Origin of the sequence: Ruminiclostridium josui JCM 17888 (genome assembly GCF_000526495.1) — a bacterium.
Classification (GTDB): Bacteria; Bacillota; Clostridia; order Acetivibrionales; family DSM-1351; genus Ruminiclostridium; species Ruminiclostridium josui.
In genome coordinates, this window is sequence record NZ_JAGE01000001.1 from 1,974,914 (window position 1) to 1,995,132 (window position 20,219).

Consider the following 20,219-nt stretch of genomic DNA (forward strand, 5'->3'; position numbering starts at 1 on the left):
GATAAAACTATTATAAGGGGTGTACTTTTGGTTACTATCAAAGAAAAAGAACGTATTGACGATCTTCAGCTAAAGGGACTCAAGCTTATACAAAATACAGAAAAATTCTGTTTTGGAGTGGATGCGGTGCTGTTGTCTGACTTTGCTGATGTTAAGAGAAACAACAAGGTTCTTGATATAGGGACGGGAACAGGTATAATACCAATACTTTTGGCAGGAAAAACAAAGGCAGCCAAGATTGTTGGCCTTGAGATTCAAGAAGAAATGGCGGAGATGGCATCCAGAAGTGTACTAATGAACCAACTCTCAGACAGGATTGAGATAGTTCATGGGGACATAAAGCTTTATGGGGAGTATTTTGGGAAATCCAGCTTTGATGTTGTAGTTACAAATCCACCGTATACAAATAAAGGCTGCGGGTTGGTAAATCCTATGGACAGCAAAGCAATTTCCCGACATGAAATTTTATGTAGCTTAGAGGATGTTGTAAGTGCGTCGGCAGCATTATTGGTGCCCGGAGGACAGCTTGCAATGGTGCACAGACCTGAAAGACTGGCTGACATAATATGTAGTATGAGGAATAATGGTATTGAGCCAAAGTATTTAAGAATGGTACACCCAAAACCCGGCAAGAAACCAAATATGCTGCTTATTAAGGGAAACAGAGGGGGGAACCCAGAACTTAAGGTAATGGAACCCTTATATGTGTATAACTCGGACGGAAGGTACTCGGATGAGATAAATAAAATATATGGAAGAGAAGAGGAAGGACAAATTGAGTGAAAAGGGTAAACTTTATCTGGTAGCAACACCTATTGGTAATCTTCAGGATATAACTTTCAGGGCAATAAACACGCTGAAAGAAGTTGACTTTATAGCAGCAGAGGATACCAGGCAGACAATCAAGCTTTTAAATCACTTTGAGATAAAAAAACCTCTTGTAAGCTATTATGAGCATAACAAGGTAGTAAAGGGTAATTATCTTATAGAACAGCTGCTTCTTGGCAAAAACATTGCTCTGGTATCTGATGCGGGAAGCCCGGGAATATCAGACCCCGGAGAGGATTTGGTGAAGCTTGCCATAGAAAATAATATTGAAGTCACAATGATTCCTGGGCCCGTTGCAGCGGTTACGGGACTGGTTATATCAGGGCTGCCTGCTGGAAGATTTGTATTTGAAGGCTTTCTTCCCATGAATAAGAGGTCTAGACAGGAAAGACTTCAGCAGCTAAAAAATGAAACCAGAACAATAATATTTTATGAAGCTCCACATAAACTTCCATATACTTTAAAGGATATGTACAATGCGTGGGGAGACAGAAAAATAGCCCTTGCACGAGAGCTTACCAAAAGGTTTGAAGAGGTTATAAGATGCAGTTTATTTGAAGCAATGGAACGGTTTCAGGAAGAAGCTCCAAAAGGTGAGTTCGTTGTCATAATTGAGGGACAGGATGAGGAATTGCTTGTTGAGCAGGAACGTAACAAATACTCTGAAATCAGCATAGAAGATCATGTAAACAAATATATTGAAGAGGGACTTACAAAAAAAGATGCAATAAAAAAGGTAGCTGAGGATAGGGGTATAAGTAAAAGAGACGTATATAGTACCGTAATGAAAAAATAAAAAGAACCTGTGAAAAACTTTCACGGGTTCTTTTTATTTTTGATTTTCAGTAATAAATTATTATTACTTCTTTAGTTCTTTCATACACTCAGGGCAGATATTCTTACCCTTGTATACGATTACATCCTTAGCATTACCACAGAAGATACATGCAGGCTCATATTTCTTCAATATAATGGTTGCCTCATCAACGTAGATTTCTAAAGCATCCTTTTCTGCAATGTCCAATGTTCTGCGTAGCTCGATTGGAAGAACAACTCTTCCAAGCTCATCAACTTTTCTTACAATACCAGTAGATTTCATCAAAATTGACCTCCTCATATGCACTACATATTTAGACAAACTTCGAATTTATAATACCATAAATTCCAATAAACGTCAACTGAAAATTTTTCATGATTTTTGTTATTTTTGCAATTATAATACTTTATAAGTCAGTTATTACAAGGCTTTTAATAAAAAAGAAGAAAATCCTTAAAATGTTACGAAATTGTTAAAATTTTTGTTTAATTTAATTTTTACAAAGATAGAAAAATAATACTGGAAAATTTTATTTTGGCTTGGGAAATATTCGACAAAAAAGCCTAAAATTCTGTTACATAATAGAATGTGTCCAGGCATATATACTAAGAGTAACTTTCCTGTTTGACAGCCGGAAAAGAGGTATTTATGCTTAATTATATTTGGATTGGTCTGTTAATGATAGGCTTTACATTTGGAATAGTTAACGGCAGACTTGATGATGTAACAAAGGCAGCAATGGATTCTTCCCAGACTGCCGTCACCGTTTGCATAGGATTGCTGGGGGTTATGTGTCTTTGGACAGGGCTAATGAAAATAGCTGAAAAAAGTGGACTTATCAGAATAATAGGACGTGCAGTAAGGCCGGTTTTAAGATTCCTTTTTCCTGAAATACCAAAAGAGCATCCGGCTTTAGGTGCTATAGTAATGAATCTTGTTGCAAATTTCCTTGGCTTGGGAAATGCTGCTACTCCATTAGGGATAAAGGCTATGAAGGAATTACAGAGTATAAATAAGGATAAAAAAACAGCTACCAATGCTATGTGTATGTTTCTGGTCTTAAATACGGCAGCAATTCAACTGGTTCCTGCCAATATCATTGCGCTAAGAACCTCTGAGGGCTCAAAAAAACCTGCTGAGATAATCATATGCATATGGATTGCATCAGTCTGTGCAACTATTATGGGTATTATAGCAGCAAAGATGCTGTCGGCAGTATGGAAAAAGGACAATTAGAGAAAAGTGGTGGAACATGGATTTAATTAGGCACTTGTCTGACTACGCTGTTCCGGCAATATTTGTAGTAATACTCGGAGTGGCAGTATTAAAAAAAGTAAAAGCTTATGATGTATTTGTGGAAGGTGCAAAGGACGGAATAGATACAATAATAAAAATAATTCCCTCACTGGTAGGACTTTTGGTAGCAGTAGGAGTTTTCAAAGCATCAGGGGCAATGGATAGTCTGATACTTCTGCTGAGACCTATAACAGATTTGCTAGGAATGCCTCCACAGGTTGCACCCCTGGCATTGCTGCGCCCTATATCGGGAAGTGCATCTTTTGCTTTTGTAACTGAGATTATCAAATCTTTTGGACCGGACTCCTATGCCGGAAGAGTTGCAGCTACAATGATGGGTTCAACAGAAACAATATTTTATACACTGGCGGTTTATTACGGTTCAGTGGGTATAAAAAATATCAGGTATACCCTTATAGCTGCCATAATGGCTGATATTATAAGTGTTATTGCATCTGTGTGGGCATGCCAGTTTATATTCGGTTAGAATTTTTTTAGTGCTCTAAGAATTTTAGCTGATAGGGAATACAGCCACATACCTTTTCCTCCCGATTTATATAATCCTTTGCTTGTAATATTGTTCATACCTTCTCTTGCTTTGGGGTCAGTGATAAACAAACTCAAAATAATTTTGAGCACTGACTTTACGTTGCTTTTATACGCTGTTCTGACAGACAAAGCTTTGTCGGTAAAGAATCTGATTCTATCTTCATACTCTTTGAGATTATCATAATAAAAAATATAGTTTAAGCTGCCGGAAGAAAGATCGTCATTGTATTTAATATAACACTCTAAAATCTTATGTATACAACTTACCCAGGGGAAGAAAGATGTATTAATGTTTTCAGCATCTTCCACACTTAAATTAGGATTTGTCGCAATGGATAGAAGAAGCAGTATATCAAGTCCAGAATCTATGCACATACAGAATTCCCAGTTGGTCAAATCAGGATATTTCTGACCGTGTGCGGTACTCCATCTAATCAGATTTACCTCCTTTTCATTGTCATTGGAGGAGTATTTTGTTACCTGCAGGTCTATGTACAGTGCAAGATACGCAGATATAGAGTCTCTGACAATATCAAATGAAGGTAGTAGCTGAATTTTTTGACGGCACTTTTCAACAAGAATACTTAGATAGCCATTATCATCCTTTGAAGGGAAAAAGGTAAAATATTTCTCAAAGGATTCATTCCTTATATTTGTAGCATCCTTTAATGAAGAAAATACTACTCTGATGAAAGCTTCAGTTACAACAGATGAATTTTCACAGATTTTATTCAGGTAGCGTATAATAGCCATAAACGAAAAAATAACCTCTGAGGCAAGTTTAACATTAACTCCTGGCCAAAATGTACAAACCGATGAAACGGCCATATCAAAACTACTTTGTTTCAGGGCCTCCACAGCATTTCTTTTAATATTGTATTTTGATATACGCCCGGTATAATTGTAATACTCTTCGGACTTTTTATTAATGATGGGATTTATTCTTCTAATATACCTGTTTATGAAACGAATAGAGCCTATGATGTTTCTCATAATTTACCCCTAAATAAAGTATTTCAGACTAGATTTTTACCATATGCCTTATTGCTTAAACAGTTGTATTCTAATCATGATGCTTGAAAAATTTTATACAAATATGTATAGTAGTATCAGTAGCAATATACAATTTGCCCCTTAAAATTATAAGCGCCGGGTAAATTATACCATGTTTGTAGTAAAAGATTCAAATTGACAGCAATCCTAATAAAAATAGAGCAGGTGATAGTTTTGATATTTGATACACATGCACATTATGATGATGATAAATTTGATGAAGATAGAGACAGCCTTCTTCAGGAACTTCACAGCAATGGGATAGCATACATTCTCAATGCTTCTGCCGATATTAATTCTCTTGATGCTTCCATAGAACTTTCCGGCAAATATGACTTTGTATATGCCGCTTTGGGTATACATCCTCACTATGCGGAAGAGATGAATGAGAAGATAATTGAAAAGATAAAGAAATTAGCCCAAAACAGCAAAGTAGTTGCAATCGGAGAGATTGGACTTGATTATTATTATGACAATTCACCAAGAGATATTCAAAGGTATTGGTTTGAGAGACAGATTGATTTGGCAAAGGAACTTGAACTGCCTATAATAATTCATGACAGAGATGCACATGAGGATACTGTAAACATTATCAAAAAAACAAATGCACAGCAGGTGGGAGGTATATTCCATTGCTTTTCTGGAAGCAAGGAAATGGCGTTGGATATGCTAAAACACAATTTATATATTGCAGTTGGCGGGGCGGTAACCTTTAAGAATTCCAGAAGAATAAAAGAGGTTGTTGAAGCTGTTCCGCTAGACAAACTTGTTATTGAAACAGACTGCCCGTATCTTACACCGGAGCCTTACAGAGGGAAACGCAATAATTCTGGATACTTGGTTCACATAATAGAAAAAATTGCTGAGATAAAAGGTATAGGCACGGATGAAGTAGCTGAAACTACACTCACTAATGCAAAAAAGGTTTTCAAAATAGTATAGAATAATAGAATAAATGCCCTTAATGTTTACTTAATATTTAAGGAGAAAAATTATGAAAAGATTTATTATTATTATAGTATTTCTATTTCTTATAGCGTTACTTATATCATTTAATTATTTGCTTTGGGATAGAGAGAAGCAACTTGAAAACTTTCAGGACTTAAAAGATGCTAAAAACTTTACAATAGATACTCTGGGAGAAAAAAATAATACTCTTGATAAAAAGAACAAGGAATTGACAGAAAAAGTTGAATCGCTAAATTCTGTAGTTTCAAACCTTAGAGAGGAATTTACACGTGTTTCCCTTGAAAATACGGATTTAAGGGCTCAAATAAGCAATTATGCAGATTTAATAATTCAATTCAAGAAATATATGAATATTGCACCTGTAAATGAACTTGTGAAAAATTGGTTTGAGGCAATTAACGTCAAGAACTACAAATTAGCAAGTGCATTAGTAAGCAAAAATTCACAGGATGAGGTTATAAAAAATCCTTCTATTTTCAGCAAAACATATCAGGAGGAAATTAAGTCTATTTATCTTAAGTCGTTACATATTTTCACCGAAATGGCAGATCCGGAACATCTGGAGAAATTTCAGTTCAGGGTAATTGCAGAGGTAGAAAAACCGGAACAACCACGGAGTGAAAAGCTATATAAGAGTGGTGAAAATGAAAAGTATGTGACGGTAGAATTCGATACACAATCTAAAGAGTGGCTTATACTGGAGGTAACAGATAAGCCATAGTCCTATAAATATTTCCTTTTTAAAACCCGCTTTAATAGCGGGCTTCAGCAATCGGTTGTTAAAAGGGAACATAAATCTCCTTATTGAATAGTATACTAACATCTAGTTAATAATTTATTACAAGGGATGAATTTGTTTGGGTTTATTTCCATAAATAGGCAATAAATTTGACAAAAAAATGGGTATAGAATAAAATATTCACAGTCCCTTTGAATATTTCTAACAGGAGGTTGGATTTATGATACCGATTGCGAAGAATATTAAAAGGTATTTATCTAAATTGAAAATCAGATCATTGGATGTTGCAATAATATGTATTGTCGTTGTTATATCCGTTACAGCGGGGTTCCTTGTTTTCAATGGACTCAACAGGCACGTTGTAATCAACGATAATGGAAATACCGTTGCAATAAAAACAATGAAAGTAACAGTGAAAGAGGTATTGGAACAGACAGGCATCAAAGTTGACAAAGCAGATTACGTTAGTATGCCGTTTGACGCGAAGCTTACAAAGATTCATGAGAATGTCATAAATATAAAAAGAGCAGTACCTGTTTCAATTAAGGTTGATGGAAAAAAGTTAGACGTAAAGACATATAAGGATACGGTTAGTGAAGTATTAAAGGATAATAATATCAGTGTAGATTCGGATGACAAGTTTGTAGGGCCTCAATTAGGAGACAAAATCGTATCAAATATGAATATTTCTATTGTCCGTGTAGAGGAGAAAACAGTCACGGAGACATCACCTATTCCATTTAAAACCATTACAAAAGAGAGCAACCGATTAGATAAAGGTGTAAAAAATACAGTTAGACAAGGAAAAGAAGGCGTCAGAGAAAAGTTATACAAGGTAGTTTATGAGGATGGAAAGCAGACCGCTAAACAACTTATAAAGGATTTTATATCTAAAAATCCTATAAATTCTATTGTTGAAGTCGGTACGGTTTTAAACTACAAAACATCTAGAGGTGAAACAATAAGATTTTCAAAGGTTTTGGATATGAGGGCAACCTCGTATACAGCCTCTTTTACAGACACAGGTAAAAGACCCGGAGACGCCGGGTTTGGTATTACAGCTACAGGCGCGAGAGTAAGAAGGGGTATAATAGCAGTAGACCCCAAAGTAATACCCTTGGGAACAAGAGTATATGTAGAGGTTCCCGGGAAGGCAGCCGATTATGGATATGCGGTTGCGGCAGATACAGGAGGAGCAATAAAAGGCAACAAAATTGATGTTTATCTTGAATCAGGCAGTCAAGTTGATGCCTGGGGTGTAAAGAAAGTAAAAGTTTATATACTTAAATAGAGCACGTGTTTTAGAAGTATGTAAACAAAATAAAAAAGTTTTAAAGGGACTGTTAGAGCTAATTCAAGTTTATTGGATTGGCTTTTTTTCTATGTATTTCATAATAATTTCTCTTGGAAAAGTTGAATATATTATTTGATGCTATTGTGTTATAATATTTGACAATGTGTTATTTTAAAAGGTTAAGGAGTACCTATGATTAAAAACAATACGTCTGAAATAATAAAAAAACACGGGCTAAAGCTGACAAAAGCCTTGGGACAGAACTTCCTCACTGATTTCAGTGTGGTACAAAGAATAGTTGACGCTTCTGATATGGATAAAGATACACTTGCAATAGAGATAGGGCCTGGTGTGGGAAGTATGACCCGGGAGTTGGCAGCAAGGTCTGCCGGGGTAGCCGCAATAGAAATAGACAAAAGGCTTATTCCTGCATTGAATGACAACTTGAGTGATTATTCAAACGTCAGCATAATCAACGAAGATATAATGAAAGCGGATATTGATGCCATAATAAAGAAGTACAGCGAATTGTACAATGCAAAAAGCGTAAAGGTTGTTGCAAATCTTCCGTATTACATTACCACGCCAATAATTATGCGTTTTCTTGAAGAAGTAACAGGCGTTGATAATATGGTTTTTATGGTACAGAAAGAAGTTGCTGAAAGAATGGTTTCAAATCCTGGTACAAAGGATTATGGGGCTCTTTCGGTAGCAGTCCAGTTTTATTCAAACCCTAAAATAATATTTGATGTTCCTCCCCATTGTTTTATTCCTCAACCGGAGGTACATTCAACAATAATAAGACTGGATATATTAAGTGAGCCTCCGGTAGAAGTTGCTGATAAAAACCTTTATTTTAAAATAGTAAAAGCCGCCTTTGGACAAAGAAGGAAGACTCTTGTGAATGCATTATCCAATTCTGGATTTTTTAATAAAAGCAAAGAACAGATTAAACATATACTTGAAGAAATGGGACTAAATGAAAACATCAGAGGTGAAGTTTTGACAGTTTCGCAGTTTGCACAGCTGTCAAACTTGGTTATGAAATAATAAAAGGCGGATTGATAAGGCTATCAAAAAAGATAGTCTTATTTTTTTGTTTATATCATATATTTTAACTGTTAGGAGTAATCTGCTTTAAAAAAGGAGAAATCTGCAATGGGAAATGCATATGAAAGGCAGTTTCATATATTTAAGACAATGGATAAAAATTGGGGAAATCCCGGCGGATTTGTAAAAGTTGAAATCAACGGCAATAGTACCCGTTTTCAGCTTTCTCTGAATAATTTATCCGATGAAAAAGAGTCATCCTATAATTTATACGGTATACATAAAGAAGAAGATACGCTTAAATATACAGATATATGCCGGATACAGCCGGTTAACGGAAGATTTGATATAAAATTAAATTTTTCTTCAGAAGAGATAGGCTCAGAAAAACTTAATATACGTAATATAAATATTTTTGCAATAATATGTTCTAGTACAGATAATAAAGCCTCAGGGTCGGTTAAGTGTCCCTTAGTGGCATATACAAAAGGGGAACAGGAGTGGAAAGAGGAATTTGAAAGATTGCTTTTACAGCCAATTGTAATAGAAGCTGAAGAGACGTCTGAATCCAAGGTTGAAGATGTAGCTGACTATCAGCAAATACCCGAAGAACCCGAACCTGAGATTACTCTTACAGAAGAAAATGAGACAATAATTAATACAGAGGAAATTAATATACAGCCATGGACTGTTATTGAGGAAGAGAAGAGAGAAAATTCCTCTGAATCATCTGAAACTGAAAGTAGGGAGCAGGAACGAGAGGAATTTGAAGCAAATAAATATGAAGATGAAAATGAAAATAGTCTGTCTATGGAGGATGCTCCCGTACCTGACCTTTCAAGTAAATTTCAGGGGAGCTTGTCGAGCATATATCAAAGGACTTATGAAGAAGAAACAAGGGAAGAAGAGGAGTCTAAAGAACCACAGTCAGAAGAAACTGAGGAAATCCAGAATGTATGGAAAAGGATTCAGGAGGATTTTAATGATCTCTCATCTATTAATATAGATGAATCAGAAAGACAGGGGGAAGGCAGGGAAAGGTCTTTCAATATAAATCTATTGAAACAGGAGCTTGATAACACATTTGAAGAATACAATCCATTTAGAACAAGGAATAAGAGTTTTAGGTGGTGGAAGATTAACAGCCCTGGATTTCTAAACAATATCCTTTTCAGGAATAACATTAAGACATATCTCTTATTTAATCCAAAAGTTATGCTAGCACATTATAAGTACAGGTATATTATCCTTGGTATAAAAAATAATAGACATCCCGGTAGGGAAAAGCTTATATGCGGTATACCCGGTGTATATAATATAGATGAAAACCCTTTTAACAGTGTAGGAAGTTGGGTACAACTGGAAGGCTTTAGGCCCAAATACGGAGCTTTTGGATATTGGGTTGTAATGCTTGATCCCAGAACAGGAAAAATATCAAAAATAAAGTAAAAATTTTACGTTTAAATCCAGTATAGCGGGGTATAATCTAAGGTATAAACTTTGATAATATTGGAGGCAGAAAAATGGCTATAAAGTGGAGAGACAGTCTTGCTATAGGGATACCTGAAATAGATGAACAGCACAAAAAACTTTTTGAAGCTATTGATAAGCTTTTTACAGCTTGTATGCAGGGAAAGGGAAAAGAAGAAGTTGTCAATACCATTAAGTTTCTTGAGGACTATACAATAGTTCACTTTACTGATGAGCAGGGATTGCATAGAAAGTACAACTATCCTGAAAGAGATGCCCACAGAAAAATACATGATGATTTTCTTAAGAATTTTGAAAAACTAAAGGAGCAGTTTGATAAAGAAGGTGCTAGTCCACTTTTTATGTCCACAATTAACAAACAAGTTGTTGACTGGCTGATTCAACATATTGGTAAAGCAGATAAGGCCTTCGCAACATTTGTGAATGGCTAAGCAGAATATTGGAATTTTAATACAAATATTCAACAATATTTCAACTTTCCATAATAATTTATTTGCCGAATTATGGTGCTATATAGTATAATTAAGGGTGTGGTTAGCAATTTGAAGGAGCTGATATACCTTGACTGCAAAAAACAAAGTTGTTATACGTATAGCCGGCAAGGATTATACTCTGGTTGGAAGTGAACCTGACGAATACATACACAAGGTTGGGCTTTATATTGATAAGAAGATGAATGAGATAATGCTGCGGAACAGCAGCTTTAGTACGTCTTTGGCTGCGGTGCTTACGGCAATCAATGTAGGTGACGATTATTTCAAATCTAAGGATAAGGAACTTTCCCTTGAAAAAGAGAAGAACGAACTTACCAGTGAGATAGAAAAACTTAAGAGTGAAGTTGCACAACTGAGAGAGCAAAATGAAGAGCTGGTTGCCAAAAATACATCTTTGCAGGTTGAATTGGCAAAGAGAGAGGCTGAACTGGGGGAGGTAAGAAACTCTATCGGAAGGGATAACCGGGTAATCGCTCAGAAAAGCATTGCAGGATATGACATGTAAAAGTATTTTAACTAATTGCAGGCTGGAGAAAATATTAATTTCTCTAGCTTTTTTATGTTAAAATCACTGTTAGCAGGAAGGGCAATGCTGGATAAAGAATTATATAATATATATATAATAGTTCTTTTAAGGAGAAAGCCATGAAAGTAATTTTTATATTTTTAGATGGGGTGGGAATAGGCGAAAAAGATAAGAAGGCAAATCCTGTGTATGCTACTGAACAACAGGTACTTGCACGACTTATAGATAGTGCCAGATTTCAGGCTGATGCTTTAATGGGTGTTGAAGGTCTTCCTCAAAGTGCTACAGGACAGACCACCATATTTACTGGAGTAAATGCTCCTAAGGTGCTAAACAGACATTTAAGCGGACAACCTACCATTTCTCTTAAAAAGGTTATATATAAATCAAATATATTCAGCGAACTAATAAAGAGGGGCTATAAAGTTACCAGTTCAAATGTTTATAGAGATGAGTATCTGGAAAACATGCTAAATGTTAAAGACAGGAAGCACAGACCTTCGGTAACATCTGTCATGGGCATGGTAGCCGGAATTGAATTTAGGACAGTAAATGAATTCATACAAGAAAACGGAGTATACCATGATATTACAGGAGATATACTAAAGGAGTCCGGATACAAGGTTAATACCGTTACTCCTAAAAAGGCAGCACAGAACCTATACAGGCTTAGCCGAAATTATGATTTTACACTATACGAACATTTTTTAACTGATATACAAGGTCATAAAGCGGATTTTGATGAAGCAGTAAAGATAATAGACAGACTGGACAGCTTTTTTGATGAACTCATAAGACAAATGGACTTTGAAGAGGATGTTCTTATTGTAACAAGCGACCATGGAAATATTGAAGACATGAGTGTTCATACCCATACTATGAACAAGGTACCTGTAGTAGTAATGGGTAAAAAAGCTGATAACGTAAAAACAGAGGTTCATTCATTGACGGAAATAATGCCCTTTGTGCTTGAATTGTTTTCAAAAAATGGACAGTGAAATGCAGTAATTTTAATGAATATTTGGAGGTAGCAGTTTGGCGAAAAAAATAGAACTATTGGCACCGGCAGGGACATATGATGCCTTTTTGGCTGCAATAGAAAATGGGGCAGATGCGGTTTACTTAGGTGGGAAACTGCTTAATGCCAGAGCGTTTGCGGGAAATTTTGATGAGGAACAGTTAGAAAGAGCATTGGACTATGCACATACCAGAGATACCAGTATTTTTTTGACTATGAACACTCTGGTTTTGGATTCGGAAATGCAGGAGGCTGTAGAATATGCCGCAAAGGCATACGAAATGGGTGTAGATGCCTTTATAGTACAAGACGTGGGTCTTGCAGCCAATTTAAAAAAACTGATACCCGGAATTACATTACATGCCAGCACCCAGATGACAATTTACAGTACCGAAGGTATAAAGGCCATTGAACCACTGGGGTTTGACAGAATAGTACTGGCCAGAGAGCTGAATTTGGAAGAAGTAAAAAGTATTTGTGGACAAACCTCTCTTGAAATTGAAGTTTTTGTCCATGGTGCTTTGTGTATATGTGTTTCAGGACAATGCTATATGAGCAGTATGATAGGAGGAAGAAGCGGAAACAGGGGGAAATGTGCCCAACCATGCAGAATGCCGTATTCCATCAAGAGAGACGGAAATGACATTGGCAGCGGATATCTTATCAGTCCGAAAGACATCTGCTATATAGACCATTTAGCTGAACTTGTTGCTGGGGGGGTAACCTCATTAAAGATAGAGGGTCGAATGAAAAGTCCTGAATATGTGGCCTCTGTGGTTGGTACCTACAGGAAATATCTTGACTTGATTTATGAGACAAAAGGTATTAGTGACAGCAAAAAGGGTATACATAAAGTATCGCAGGAGGATAGGCACAAACTACTTCAAAGCTTTAATCGGGGAGGGTTCTCTAAAGGTTACCTTTTAGGCAAAACTGGGCCGGAAATGATGGCATATGAAAAGCCCAAAAATTGGGGAACACCTTTAGGAAGTGTGGTTACACAGGACAAAAGTACAAATTCTGTGCTCATAAAGCTTGAAAACACTCTTGGAATGGGTGATGGAATTGAGATATGGTCTGGTAGTAAGTTTCAGGAAAGTCCGGGAGGAATAATAACAAAAATCGTAAAGGATAAGAAATTAGTTAGGAAAGCTCACAAGGGCGATACCGTGTGGGTTTCAGTTATAAAAGGAAATGTGGGAAAAGGAAGCAGGGTTTACAAGACTTCAGATAAGGAAATGCTGGAGCAGGCTGCTGCAACCTATTCAAAGGGAAGCAGAAAATCTCCCATAAAAGCGAACTTCACCATGAAATACGGACAAGTACCTGTGTTAAACTTACAGGACGCTTATGGAAATACTGCTTCGGCAGCAGGAGAACAATTTCCTCAAAAGGCTGTAAATAAACCGCTGACCAAGGAACGAATCCTTGAGCAATTGAAAAAGATGGGCACAACACCTTTTTATATAATGGATATAAACCTTGACATCGATGAGGATGCAGTTATCCCAATAAGTGAGCTTAACAACATAAGAAGAAGTGCAGCTGAACAACTGGAGCAAAAAAGAATATTATCATTTAAAAAAGAATTAACTAACTTTGATAAAAGTACACTTAATTCAATTTTATATTTCCCGGGAAATGTTCAAAAGAAAAATAAAGATAAAAAAATATCTGCAATATTTTATGATTACCCTGACAAAATGGGATTTGGGGACTTGGACATTGACAGAGTATACCTGCCCTTTACGGAAATAATGGGAAATGAAAAGCTGCAAATGGCAGAAAAACTTCGTGGAGCTGGGAAGGAAGTTTTTGCGTATATCCCGGCTGTTATTAGGGGAAATTACACAGAATTATTCAAAAAAAACCTACAAAAGGTTTCTGCCCATGTAGATGGATTTTTGGCGGGAAGCCCTGCTGTTTTTGAAATAATACAGGAAAAGTTGGGTAATATCGTGCCAATTGTCGGTGATTTTACCATGAATATAATAAACAGTTATTCATTGAATAAGTTAAATGAACTGGGATTTAGCGGAGGAACTTTATCCTGTGAATTGAATCTTTCTCAGATAATAGAAATGGATTATCCTCAGAACTTCGATACTGAGCTTGTGGTATACGGAAAAATCCCTGTTATGACCAGTGAATATTGTCCTGTAGGAGGAAGCGTGGGAAAATGTGAACCCCAAAAGTGCGACAAGCTTTGTAAAAGCGGCGTGTATAAGCTTAGTGACAGAAAGGGTGCTGAATTTCTTGTTAAAAGTGATTGTGTTGACTGTCGAAGCACAATATTTAATTCAAATGCGCTTTTTGCCCCTGAGCTTTCAGAGCAGATAAGCAAAACTGGAATTGATTATATAAGGTTAAGCTTTGTTGATGAAACCGAAAAGGACATACACGATATATGTTCCCTATATAGAAGTTTGCAAAGACAAGGTAAAATAACACCAAATATGGGAGATGTAATTGAAAGGATTAAAGCATTAGGATTTACAAGAGGGCATCTGCAAAAAGGAGTATAAGACTCTTAAAATAGTTTACATAAAACAAATGAGAAATAAATAATTGGGAGGAAATAGAATGTCAGTTGAGATATTTATAGAATTGTGCAGGGAGGATGCAGTTTTGCCTAAATACGCCAATCCGGGAGATGCCGGAATGGATGTCTACGCGGCGGAGAGTGTTGTAATTGCACCCGGAGAAACAGTTGTTGTACCTACAGGGTTAAAACTGGCAATACCAGAAGGTTATGAAATTCAAGTTAGACCACGCAGTGGAATATCATTTAAAACGCCATTAAGAATCCCCAATTCACCGGGTACTATTGATAGCGGATATCGAGATGAGTTGGGTATTATAATTTCAAACAATTCGGATATGGATGTTCCCAACAACAGTGAAGCACCTTTTACTTTGGATGAAAAAGAAAACCGTAAGGGAACATATATTATAAGAAAAGGTGATAGGATTGCACAGATAGTTTTACAGGTCGTACCTAAAATTGAGTTCACCATTGTTGATTCTGTAGAAGATATAGGCAGTAACAGAGGCGGAGGATTTGGCTCAACAGGAATTTCAAAGTAGGTTTTTATATTTAAAAGGAGGCTGTTTTATTAAAGTTAATGGTAATATACAATCAATAAAGGACAGTGTGCTTCAGGAATTAGATAACTTATATGATAAAAAGTACGGTTCAAGGGACTTAGTGCCGGAGGAACTTGCCGTGACTATTGCCAGAATATCAGCGGAAATAAACCGGGAAATTTCCGTGCTTATTAACAGAAGGGGAGTTGTAGCAGACATAAGTATTGGTGACAGCGGAACCGTTACTTTGCCACAGGTAGACGGCAGACGAGGAACAGCGAGACTGTCTGCTATAAGATGTATTCATACCCACCCAAGTGGAGGGGGAATTTTGTCTCAGGTAGACGTAAGCACACTACAGAAGTTGAGACTGGATACCATGATAGCCATAGGCATTGTGGACGGACAGCCATCGGAGATTTATACGGGCTGTCTTAACCATGAGGAAGGTGTCGACATATATGGGCCATTTAACATAGGTGATACACGCCTTAACTATATATACAGAATTATTGAAGAGTTGGATGCATCTGCAAAGAATGAGATTCATGAAAATGAAGAAAAGTCAGAGACTGCAATACTTGTAGGCCTGGAAACTTCTCATAGCAGGCTAGAAAATATAGATTTAAAGGATGCCCAGGAATCTCTGGAAGAACTTGAGGAATTGGCAAAAACAGCAGGAGCAGTAGTTATAGACAAGGTATTGCAAAAAAGGCAGACTGAAGACTCAGCTTATTACATCGGAAAGGGAAAGATAGAAGAGCTTTCTTTGATATGTCAGGCAAGGGATGTTCAACTACTGATATTTGATGATGAACTTTCAGGGGCACAAATAAGGAATATTGAGGAAATAACTAAAGTCAGAGTTGTTGACAGAACAGCTTTGATACTTGATATATTCGCGCAAAGGGCTGTTTCAAAGGAAGGTAAGTTGCAAGTAGAGTTGGCACAGCTTAAATACAAACTTCCAAGACTTATGGGTATGGGAACTCAGCTTTCAAGGCTTGGAGGAGGTATAGGAACCCGAGGCCCCGGTGAAAAAAAGCTTGAGGTAGACAGAAGGCATATACGCCGGAGAATAACAGGCCTGGAGCAGGAATTGAAGCAGTTGGAAAAGAGAAGACAGTTTTTGCGCAGCAACAGAAGCAACAATAATACTCCTGTAATAGCAATTGTGGGGTATACTAACGCTGGTAAATCAACATTGATGAACAGGATGTGCGGTTCTTCGGTACTTGCTGAAGACAAGCTTTTTGCAACCCTTGACCCATCTGCCAGACAGCTTACATTGAGCGACGGAAGGGAAGCAGTACTTATTGATACGGTTGGTTTTATTAGGAAACTGCCTCATGATTTAATTGAAGCTTTTAAATCAACATTAGAAGAGGCGGTTCATGCGGATATGCTTTTGCATGTAGTAGATGCTTCAAACGAAAACGTTTCAATGCAAATATCTGTTGTAGAAAAACTCCTTGAAGAACTAGGAGCTTCAACCAAAAACACCATACTGGTACTTAACAAACAGGATTTAGTAAAGGATGGCAGGAGAATCAGTACTGTAGGCTATTCAGCAGTCTGCGAAATATCGGCTGCTACTGGATATGGCATAGAACAGCTTTTGGAAAAGATAACTGAAGGTTTTATGCATCAACTTAAAGAGGTAAACCTTCTAGTGCCGTATAATGACGGATGGGTTATGCCGTATATTTACCAAAATGGACAGATAATTAATCAGGAATATGAGGAAGGCGGGATAAAGGTAAAGGCCTTGGTCAAAATAGAAAAAGTGGGCAGGCTCGCGGATTTTATAGTTGTATAAATTCACCAGTTAGAGTATTATAATATTAAGAGATAACTTAATAAAAAACTAATTCTATCAGAAAGGGGTTTTGATTATGCTGGTTAGAAACTGTGCAGGTGGAGTGGTCTTTTCTGGGGAGAAAGTGTTTCTTTTAAAAAACGAGAAAGATGAGTGGGTACTTCCAAAGGGGGTTATCAGAAATGGCGATTATCCCGATGAAGTAGCCTTAAGGAGAGTAAAGGAAGAAGCAGGAATTGATGCTGAGATTGTTTTGGCAGCAGGCAATACAAACTATGAATTTTTCTCTGTAACACGTCAACGTCCGGTTTGCAACAAGATTACCTGGTATGTAATGAAATCCCTTAATGATAATTATGAAGTTAATAAAGAAGAGAATTTTAGTGAAGGCGGATACTTTTCCATTGATGAGGCTTTGGAGAAGATTACTTACAGCCAGGACAGAGCACTTATAAATTTGTCTTTTGCGAAATATAAAGAGCTGGCTGAGAAGTAAGTTTAAAGTATTATAATGCAGTAAGTATCAGCACTCCCGAGTTTTGGGGGTGCTGTTTTTAGATATATGATAGAATAAATTAAGAATAAGTTTACATAACTTATGATACTAATAGCTGCTTGGGAGGTTATTTTGTTACCTGTATACAAAACAATATTAAACACTGCTGAAGCGGAGTTTGAAGAAAAAAAATCCAGATTTATTGCAAATGTCCGTCCTGTAACATGTGAGGAAGAGGCATTGGAGTTTATTGAGGCAATTAGGTCAAAGTACTGGAATGCAACTCATAATGTATATGCCTATAGTATAAATAGAGGAACCTTGGTTCAGAGATACAGCGATGACGGTGAGCCTTCTGGGACAGCGGGAATGCCGACTTTAGAAGTAATAAAACGTATGGGATTGCAGGATGTTGTAGTGGTAGTAACCCGTTATTTTGGAGGAACACTGCTGGGGGCTTCGGGACTTATTCGTGCATACAGCAAGAGTGCATCTCTTGGACTTGAAGCGGCAGAAATAGTTACCCGTAAGCTGTGCTATAACCTGAATATCATAATAGAATATACTATTTTTGGACGTCTTCAGAACATGCTTATTTCAAACAATAATATAATTAAAGAGATCAGGTATGAGCAGGATGTTGAACTTTGCGTACTTATAGAAGTTGGAAATGAAGAAAAACTCATGAAGGACATTGTAGAGGTTTCAAATGGAAGAGCTATCATTGACCTTGGTGAAAAAACTTACATTACATTAGGCAGTGATGGAAGGTTGATTATTTAACAAATAACTATTATAATTTATAATGGATTTTAACTGTAAAATAAAGCTTTAGCTTTTAAAAGAATATAAATTGGTTTTATTAGGAGGTAAACATGTCAGGCCATTCAAAATGGGCGAATATTAAACGCCAAAAAGGTGCAGCAGATGCTGTCAGAGCCAAGATTTTTACTAAGCTGGGAAGAGAAATACAGATAGCTGTAAGAATGGGAGGCGCTGATCCTAATTCAAATTCAAAATTAAGGGATGTTATAGCTAAGTGTAAAGCAAATAACATGCCAAATGATAATATTCAAAGAAGTATTAAAAAAGCTTCTGGTGAAACTGATGGTTCCAACTATGAAGAAATAACATATGAAGGCTATGGTCCAGGCGGAGTTGCTGTTATATGCGAATGTACAACAGACAACAGAAACAGAACTGCTGGCGACCTGAGACATTATTTTGATAAATTTGGCGGAAACCTTGGACAAAGTGGCTGTGTTTCCTTCATGTTTAACAAAAAAGGTGTTATAGTTATTGAAAAAGATGACAAGATTGATGAAGAAACCTTGATGATGGAAGCATTGGATGCTGGGGCAGAAGATTTTGATTCAGATGATAACTGCTACGAAATTGTAACAGACCCTTCTGATTTTTCAGCTGTTCGTGAGGCACTTGAAGCAAAGGGGTATGAATTTATTGAAGCTGAGGTTTCAATGATACCAACAACTACTACAAAGCTTACAGACCCTGAACAGATTAAGTTTATGGATAAGCTGATAGAAGCTTTAGAAGACCTTGATGACGTTTCTAATGTTTACCACAGCTGGGAGCAGGAAGAATAAGATATTAAGTTATTGCCAATTTTTTCAAAATTTAAGTAATACTGAAAAAATTGGCAATTCTAATCTTTAAACCTCATTAGTTGGGTCTTGCCAAAAGTCCATTCAGGGGTTTTCAACGTATTACCGAAATTAGTTGAGTACCAAGGGCTTAGAGTCCCATTTTCAGGGTTTTTTAGAATATGAATGCTTTGTGCAGGCATGTAACTCTGTGCAGTTAAAAATATTTTTTCCCCTGTTTTTTTGTTTTCTGCCATATCAAGTACGATAACGGCGTGGCCAGGAGTAGCACCCTTTAGAAACACATCTCCTATTTGAATATTTTCTATAGATTCATATTCCATCTCTTGTGAAAGAGATAGTGTTCCTGCGTATGCAAAAACTACGTCCAGATACTTTCTGAAACTGTCATAATCATTTGAAGGCTTTGCATTTTTAACCCAGTAGGTACTATTACCCTTTACTACAATCCTGTTTCCATTCATCCATTTCTGGTAATCAGCATTAAATCCGTTTGTGAAATTAAAGTGTATTCTCTTGTAAAGTCCTTGATTGTACAAATATTCAGCCCTTAATCTGATAACTGCATCAGCACATTGCTGTAAATCTCTATTGCCTACATCAATATCAAGAACTGCAACATGAACATTTTTTTCTGTCACTTCACCGTTATAAAGCATTATTTTTGTACCATCAGGTTTTAATGGTAAATCTCTTAGGTACTGACCAAATGAGTTTTTATCTACGTTTATTCTTTCAAAGCCGTCAGGAACCCGTATTCTTTCTTGCACTGTTTGGCCGCTGGCATTAATAATATTCTCGGGCATTTGGATTATATGTGAAGGTGTGGCAAATGCTTGTGCTGATTCTGCCACAGTGCTTTTAGTAATTTGCGCAGTATTCGAATTTGAACATGCTGTAAGTAAGAGAAGAAATATTGGAATTAATATTTTTTTCATTGATTACCCTCCTTAGAGTTATTTTACCAAATTTTCAAATTAGTAAATATGTTAGATTGTATTTTTAGAAAAAAAGTCGGACAGAAAAAATACCCGTATGATATTATGTTCTCATCTTAAGATATTGAAG

At 36.6% G+C, this 20,219-nt stretch carries 21 protein-coding genes; 18 read left to right on the forward strand and 3 right to left on the reverse strand.

The annotated features are described in order from the left end of the window. Positions 1-27 precede the first annotated feature (27 nt). A complete protein-coding gene (locus K412_RS0109235) occupies positions 28-783 on the forward strand; it encodes a tRNA1(Val) (adenine(37)-N6)-methyltransferase (protein WP_024832843.1) in 756 nt (251 codons plus the stop codon). After that, positions 776-1,624 carry a 16S rRNA (cytidine(1402)-2'-O)-methyltransferase gene (gene rsmI / locus K412_RS0109240; protein ID WP_024832844.1) on the forward strand — a complete coding sequence of 283 codons (849 nt, stop codon included), beginning with the start codon at positions 776-778 and terminating at the stop codon, positions 1,622-1,624. Before K412_RS0109235 ends, rsmI begins: the two co-directional genes overlap by 8 nt. A gap of 63 nt (positions 1,625-1,687) precedes the next feature. Here rsmI and K412_RS0109245 read toward each other — a convergent pair whose 3' ends face one another. Then, a complete protein-coding gene (locus tag K412_RS0109245; RefSeq protein ID WP_004619198.1) occupies positions 1,688-1,927 on the reverse strand; it encodes an AbrB/MazE/SpoVT family DNA-binding domain-containing protein in 240 nt (79 codons plus the stop codon). 366 nt (positions 1,928-2,293) lie between these two features. On the opposite strand from K412_RS0109245, the gene K412_RS0109250 reads away from it, so the two are divergent. Both K412_RS0109250 and K412_RS0109255 read left to right on the forward strand, forming a co-directional pair. Continuing rightward, positions 2,294-2,881 (forward strand): nucleoside recognition domain-containing protein, encoded by a 588-nt coding sequence (locus K412_RS0109250; protein ID WP_024832845.1) that lies wholly within the window; start codon positions 2,294-2,296, stop codon positions 2,879-2,881. 16 nt (positions 2,882-2,897) lie between these two features. Continuing rightward, positions 2,898-3,428 (forward strand): spore maturation protein, encoded by a 531-nt coding sequence (locus K412_RS0109255; protein ID WP_024832846.1) that lies wholly within the window; start codon positions 2,898-2,900, stop codon positions 3,426-3,428. On the opposite strand, the gene K412_RS0109260 is transcribed toward K412_RS0109255, so the two are convergent. Then, positions 3,425-4,483 (reverse strand): DUF2600 family protein, encoded by a 1,059-nt coding sequence (locus K412_RS0109260; protein ID WP_024832847.1) that lies wholly within the window; start codon positions 4,481-4,483, stop codon positions 3,425-3,427. The genes K412_RS0109255 and K412_RS0109260 overlap by 4 nt on opposite strands. A 234-nt stretch (positions 4,484-4,717) precedes the next feature. Here K412_RS0109260 and K412_RS0109265 point away from each other — a divergent pair, with 234 nt between their 5' ends. The 14 genes from K412_RS0109265 to K412_RS0109335 all read left to right on the forward strand — a co-directional run bounded on the left by K412_RS0109265 (position 4,718) and on the right by K412_RS0109335 (position 19,133). Next, entirely contained in the window at positions 4,718-5,485 is a 768-nt protein-coding gene (locus K412_RS0109265; RefSeq protein ID WP_024832848.1) for a TatD family hydrolase, read from the forward strand. Positions 5,486-5,537: 52 nt separating this feature from the next. Continuing rightward, the gene (locus K412_RS0109270) at positions 5,538-6,233 is read left to right on the forward strand and encodes a hypothetical protein (protein WP_024832849.1); all 696 of its coding nucleotides are present in this window, start codon (positions 5,538-5,540) and stop codon (positions 6,231-6,233) included. Between the two features lie 238 nt (positions 6,234-6,471). Further along, positions 6,472-7,542 (forward strand): 3D domain-containing protein, encoded by a 1,071-nt coding sequence (locus K412_RS0109275; RefSeq protein WP_024832850.1) that lies wholly within the window; start codon positions 6,472-6,474, stop codon positions 7,540-7,542. A 195-nt stretch (positions 7,543-7,737) separates the two neighbouring features. Continuing rightward, the gene (rsmA, locus tag K412_RS0109280; RefSeq protein ID WP_024832851.1) at positions 7,738-8,595 is read left to right on the forward strand and encodes a 16S rRNA (adenine(1518)-N(6)/adenine(1519)-N(6))-dimethyltransferase RsmA; all 858 of its coding nucleotides are present in this window, start codon (positions 7,738-7,740) and stop codon (positions 8,593-8,595) included. 108 nt (positions 8,596-8,703) lie between these two features. Further along, entirely contained in the window at positions 8,704-10,044 is a 1,341-nt protein-coding gene (locus K412_RS0109285; protein ID WP_024832852.1) for a hypothetical protein, read from the forward strand. Positions 10,045-10,118: 74 nt separating this feature from the next. Continuing rightward, positions 10,119-10,517, forward strand: a complete 399-nt coding sequence (locus K412_RS0109290; RefSeq protein WP_024832853.1) for a bacteriohemerythrin — start codon at positions 10,119-10,121, stop codon at positions 10,515-10,517. Positions 10,518-10,647: 130 nt separating this feature from the next. Continuing rightward, on the forward strand, positions 10,648-11,085 hold the full coding sequence (locus K412_RS0109295; RefSeq protein WP_024832854.1) for a cell division protein ZapA: 438 nt from the start codon (positions 10,648-10,650) through the stop codon (positions 11,083-11,085). A 140-nt stretch (positions 11,086-11,225) separates the two neighbouring features. Further along, positions 11,226-12,104: an alkaline phosphatase family protein gene (locus tag K412_RS0109305; RefSeq protein ID WP_024832855.1), complete on the forward strand. Its 879-nt coding sequence runs from the start codon at positions 11,226-11,228 to the stop codon at positions 12,102-12,104. 37 nt (positions 12,105-12,141) lie between these two features. Further along, positions 12,142-14,649 carry a U32 family peptidase gene (locus K412_RS0109310; protein WP_024832856.1) on the forward strand — a complete coding sequence of 836 codons (2,508 nt, stop codon included), beginning with the start codon at positions 12,142-12,144 and terminating at the stop codon, positions 14,647-14,649. A 58-nt stretch (positions 14,650-14,707) separates the two neighbouring features. Continuing rightward, positions 14,708-15,211 carry a dUTP diphosphatase gene (gene dut, locus K412_RS0109315; RefSeq protein WP_024832857.1) on the forward strand — a complete coding sequence of 168 codons (504 nt, stop codon included), beginning with the start codon at positions 14,708-14,710 and terminating at the stop codon, positions 15,209-15,211. Continuing rightward, positions 15,186-17,030, forward strand: a complete 1,845-nt coding sequence (gene hflX, locus K412_RS0109320) for a GTPase HflX (protein WP_479691915.1) — start codon at positions 15,186-15,188, stop codon at positions 17,028-17,030. Before dut ends, hflX begins: the two co-directional genes overlap by 26 nt. Before the next feature lie 76 nt (positions 17,031-17,106). Further along, positions 17,107-17,526, forward strand: a complete 420-nt coding sequence (locus K412_RS0109325; RefSeq protein ID WP_024832859.1) for an NUDIX hydrolase — start codon at positions 17,107-17,109, stop codon at positions 17,524-17,526. Positions 17,527-17,658: 132 nt separating this feature from the next. Beyond that, entirely contained in the window at positions 17,659-18,309 is a 651-nt protein-coding gene (locus tag K412_RS0109330) for a YigZ family protein (protein ID WP_024832860.1), read from the forward strand. A gap of 92 nt (positions 18,310-18,401) precedes the next feature. Then, the gene (locus K412_RS0109335; RefSeq protein ID WP_024832861.1) at positions 18,402-19,133 is read left to right on the forward strand and encodes a YebC/PmpR family DNA-binding transcriptional regulator; all 732 of its coding nucleotides are present in this window, start codon (positions 18,402-18,404) and stop codon (positions 19,131-19,133) included. A gap of 59 nt (positions 19,134-19,192) precedes the next feature. On the opposite strand, the gene K412_RS0109340 is transcribed toward K412_RS0109335, so the two are convergent. Next, positions 19,193-20,089: a DUF4846 domain-containing protein gene (locus K412_RS0109340; RefSeq protein WP_024832862.1), complete on the reverse strand. Its 897-nt coding sequence runs from the start codon at positions 20,087-20,089 to the stop codon at positions 19,193-19,195. Between the last annotated feature and the right edge of the window lie 130 nt (positions 20,090-20,219).

What these genes read in the sequence shown, in the direction of transcription:
- K412_RS0109245 (WP_004619198.1), bottom strand. Translation starts at nt 1,927, where the DNA reads ATGAAATCTACTGGTATTGTAAGAAAAGTTGATGAGCTTGGAAGAGTT.
- K412_RS0109250 (WP_024832845.1), top strand. Translation starts at nt 2,294, where the DNA reads ATGCTTAATTATATTTGGATTGGTCTGTTAATGATAGGCTTTACATTT.
- K412_RS0109255 (WP_024832846.1), top strand. Translation starts at nt 2,898, where the DNA reads ATGGATTTAATTAGGCACTTGTCTGACTACGCTGTTCCGGCAATATTT.
- K412_RS0109260 (WP_024832847.1), bottom strand. Translation starts at nt 4,483, where the DNA reads ATGAGAAACATCATAGGCTCTATTCGTTTCATAAACAGGTATATTAGA.
- K412_RS0109270 (WP_024832849.1), top strand. Translation starts at nt 5,538, where the DNA reads ATGAAAAGATTTATTATTATTATAGTATTTCTATTTCTTATAGCGTTA.
- K412_RS0109275 (WP_024832850.1), top strand. Translation starts at nt 6,472, where the DNA reads ATGATACCGATTGCGAAGAATATTAAAAGGTATTTATCTAAATTGAAA.
- rsmA (WP_024832851.1), top strand. Translation starts at nt 7,738, where the DNA reads ATGATTAAAAACAATACGTCTGAAATAATAAAAAAACACGGGCTAAAG.
- K412_RS0109285 (WP_024832852.1), top strand. Translation starts at nt 8,704, where the DNA reads ATGGGAAATGCATATGAAAGGCAGTTTCATATATTTAAGACAATGGAT.
- K412_RS0109290 (WP_024832853.1), top strand. Translation starts at nt 10,119, where the DNA reads ATGGCTATAAAGTGGAGAGACAGTCTTGCTATAGGGATACCTGAAATA.
- K412_RS0109305 (WP_024832855.1), top strand. Translation starts at nt 11,226, where the DNA reads ATGAAAGTAATTTTTATATTTTTAGATGGGGTGGGAATAGGCGAAAAA.
- dut (WP_024832857.1), top strand. Translation starts at nt 14,708, where the DNA reads ATGTCAGTTGAGATATTTATAGAATTGTGCAGGGAGGATGCAGTTTTG.
- K412_RS0109325 (WP_024832859.1), top strand. Translation starts at nt 17,107, where the DNA reads ATGCTGGTTAGAAACTGTGCAGGTGGAGTGGTCTTTTCTGGGGAGAAA.
- K412_RS0109335 (WP_024832861.1), top strand. Translation starts at nt 18,402, where the DNA reads ATGTCAGGCCATTCAAAATGGGCGAATATTAAACGCCAAAAAGGTGCA.
- K412_RS0109340 (WP_024832862.1), bottom strand. Translation starts at nt 20,089, where the DNA reads ATGAAAAAAATATTAATTCCAATATTTCTTCTCTTACTTACAGCATGT.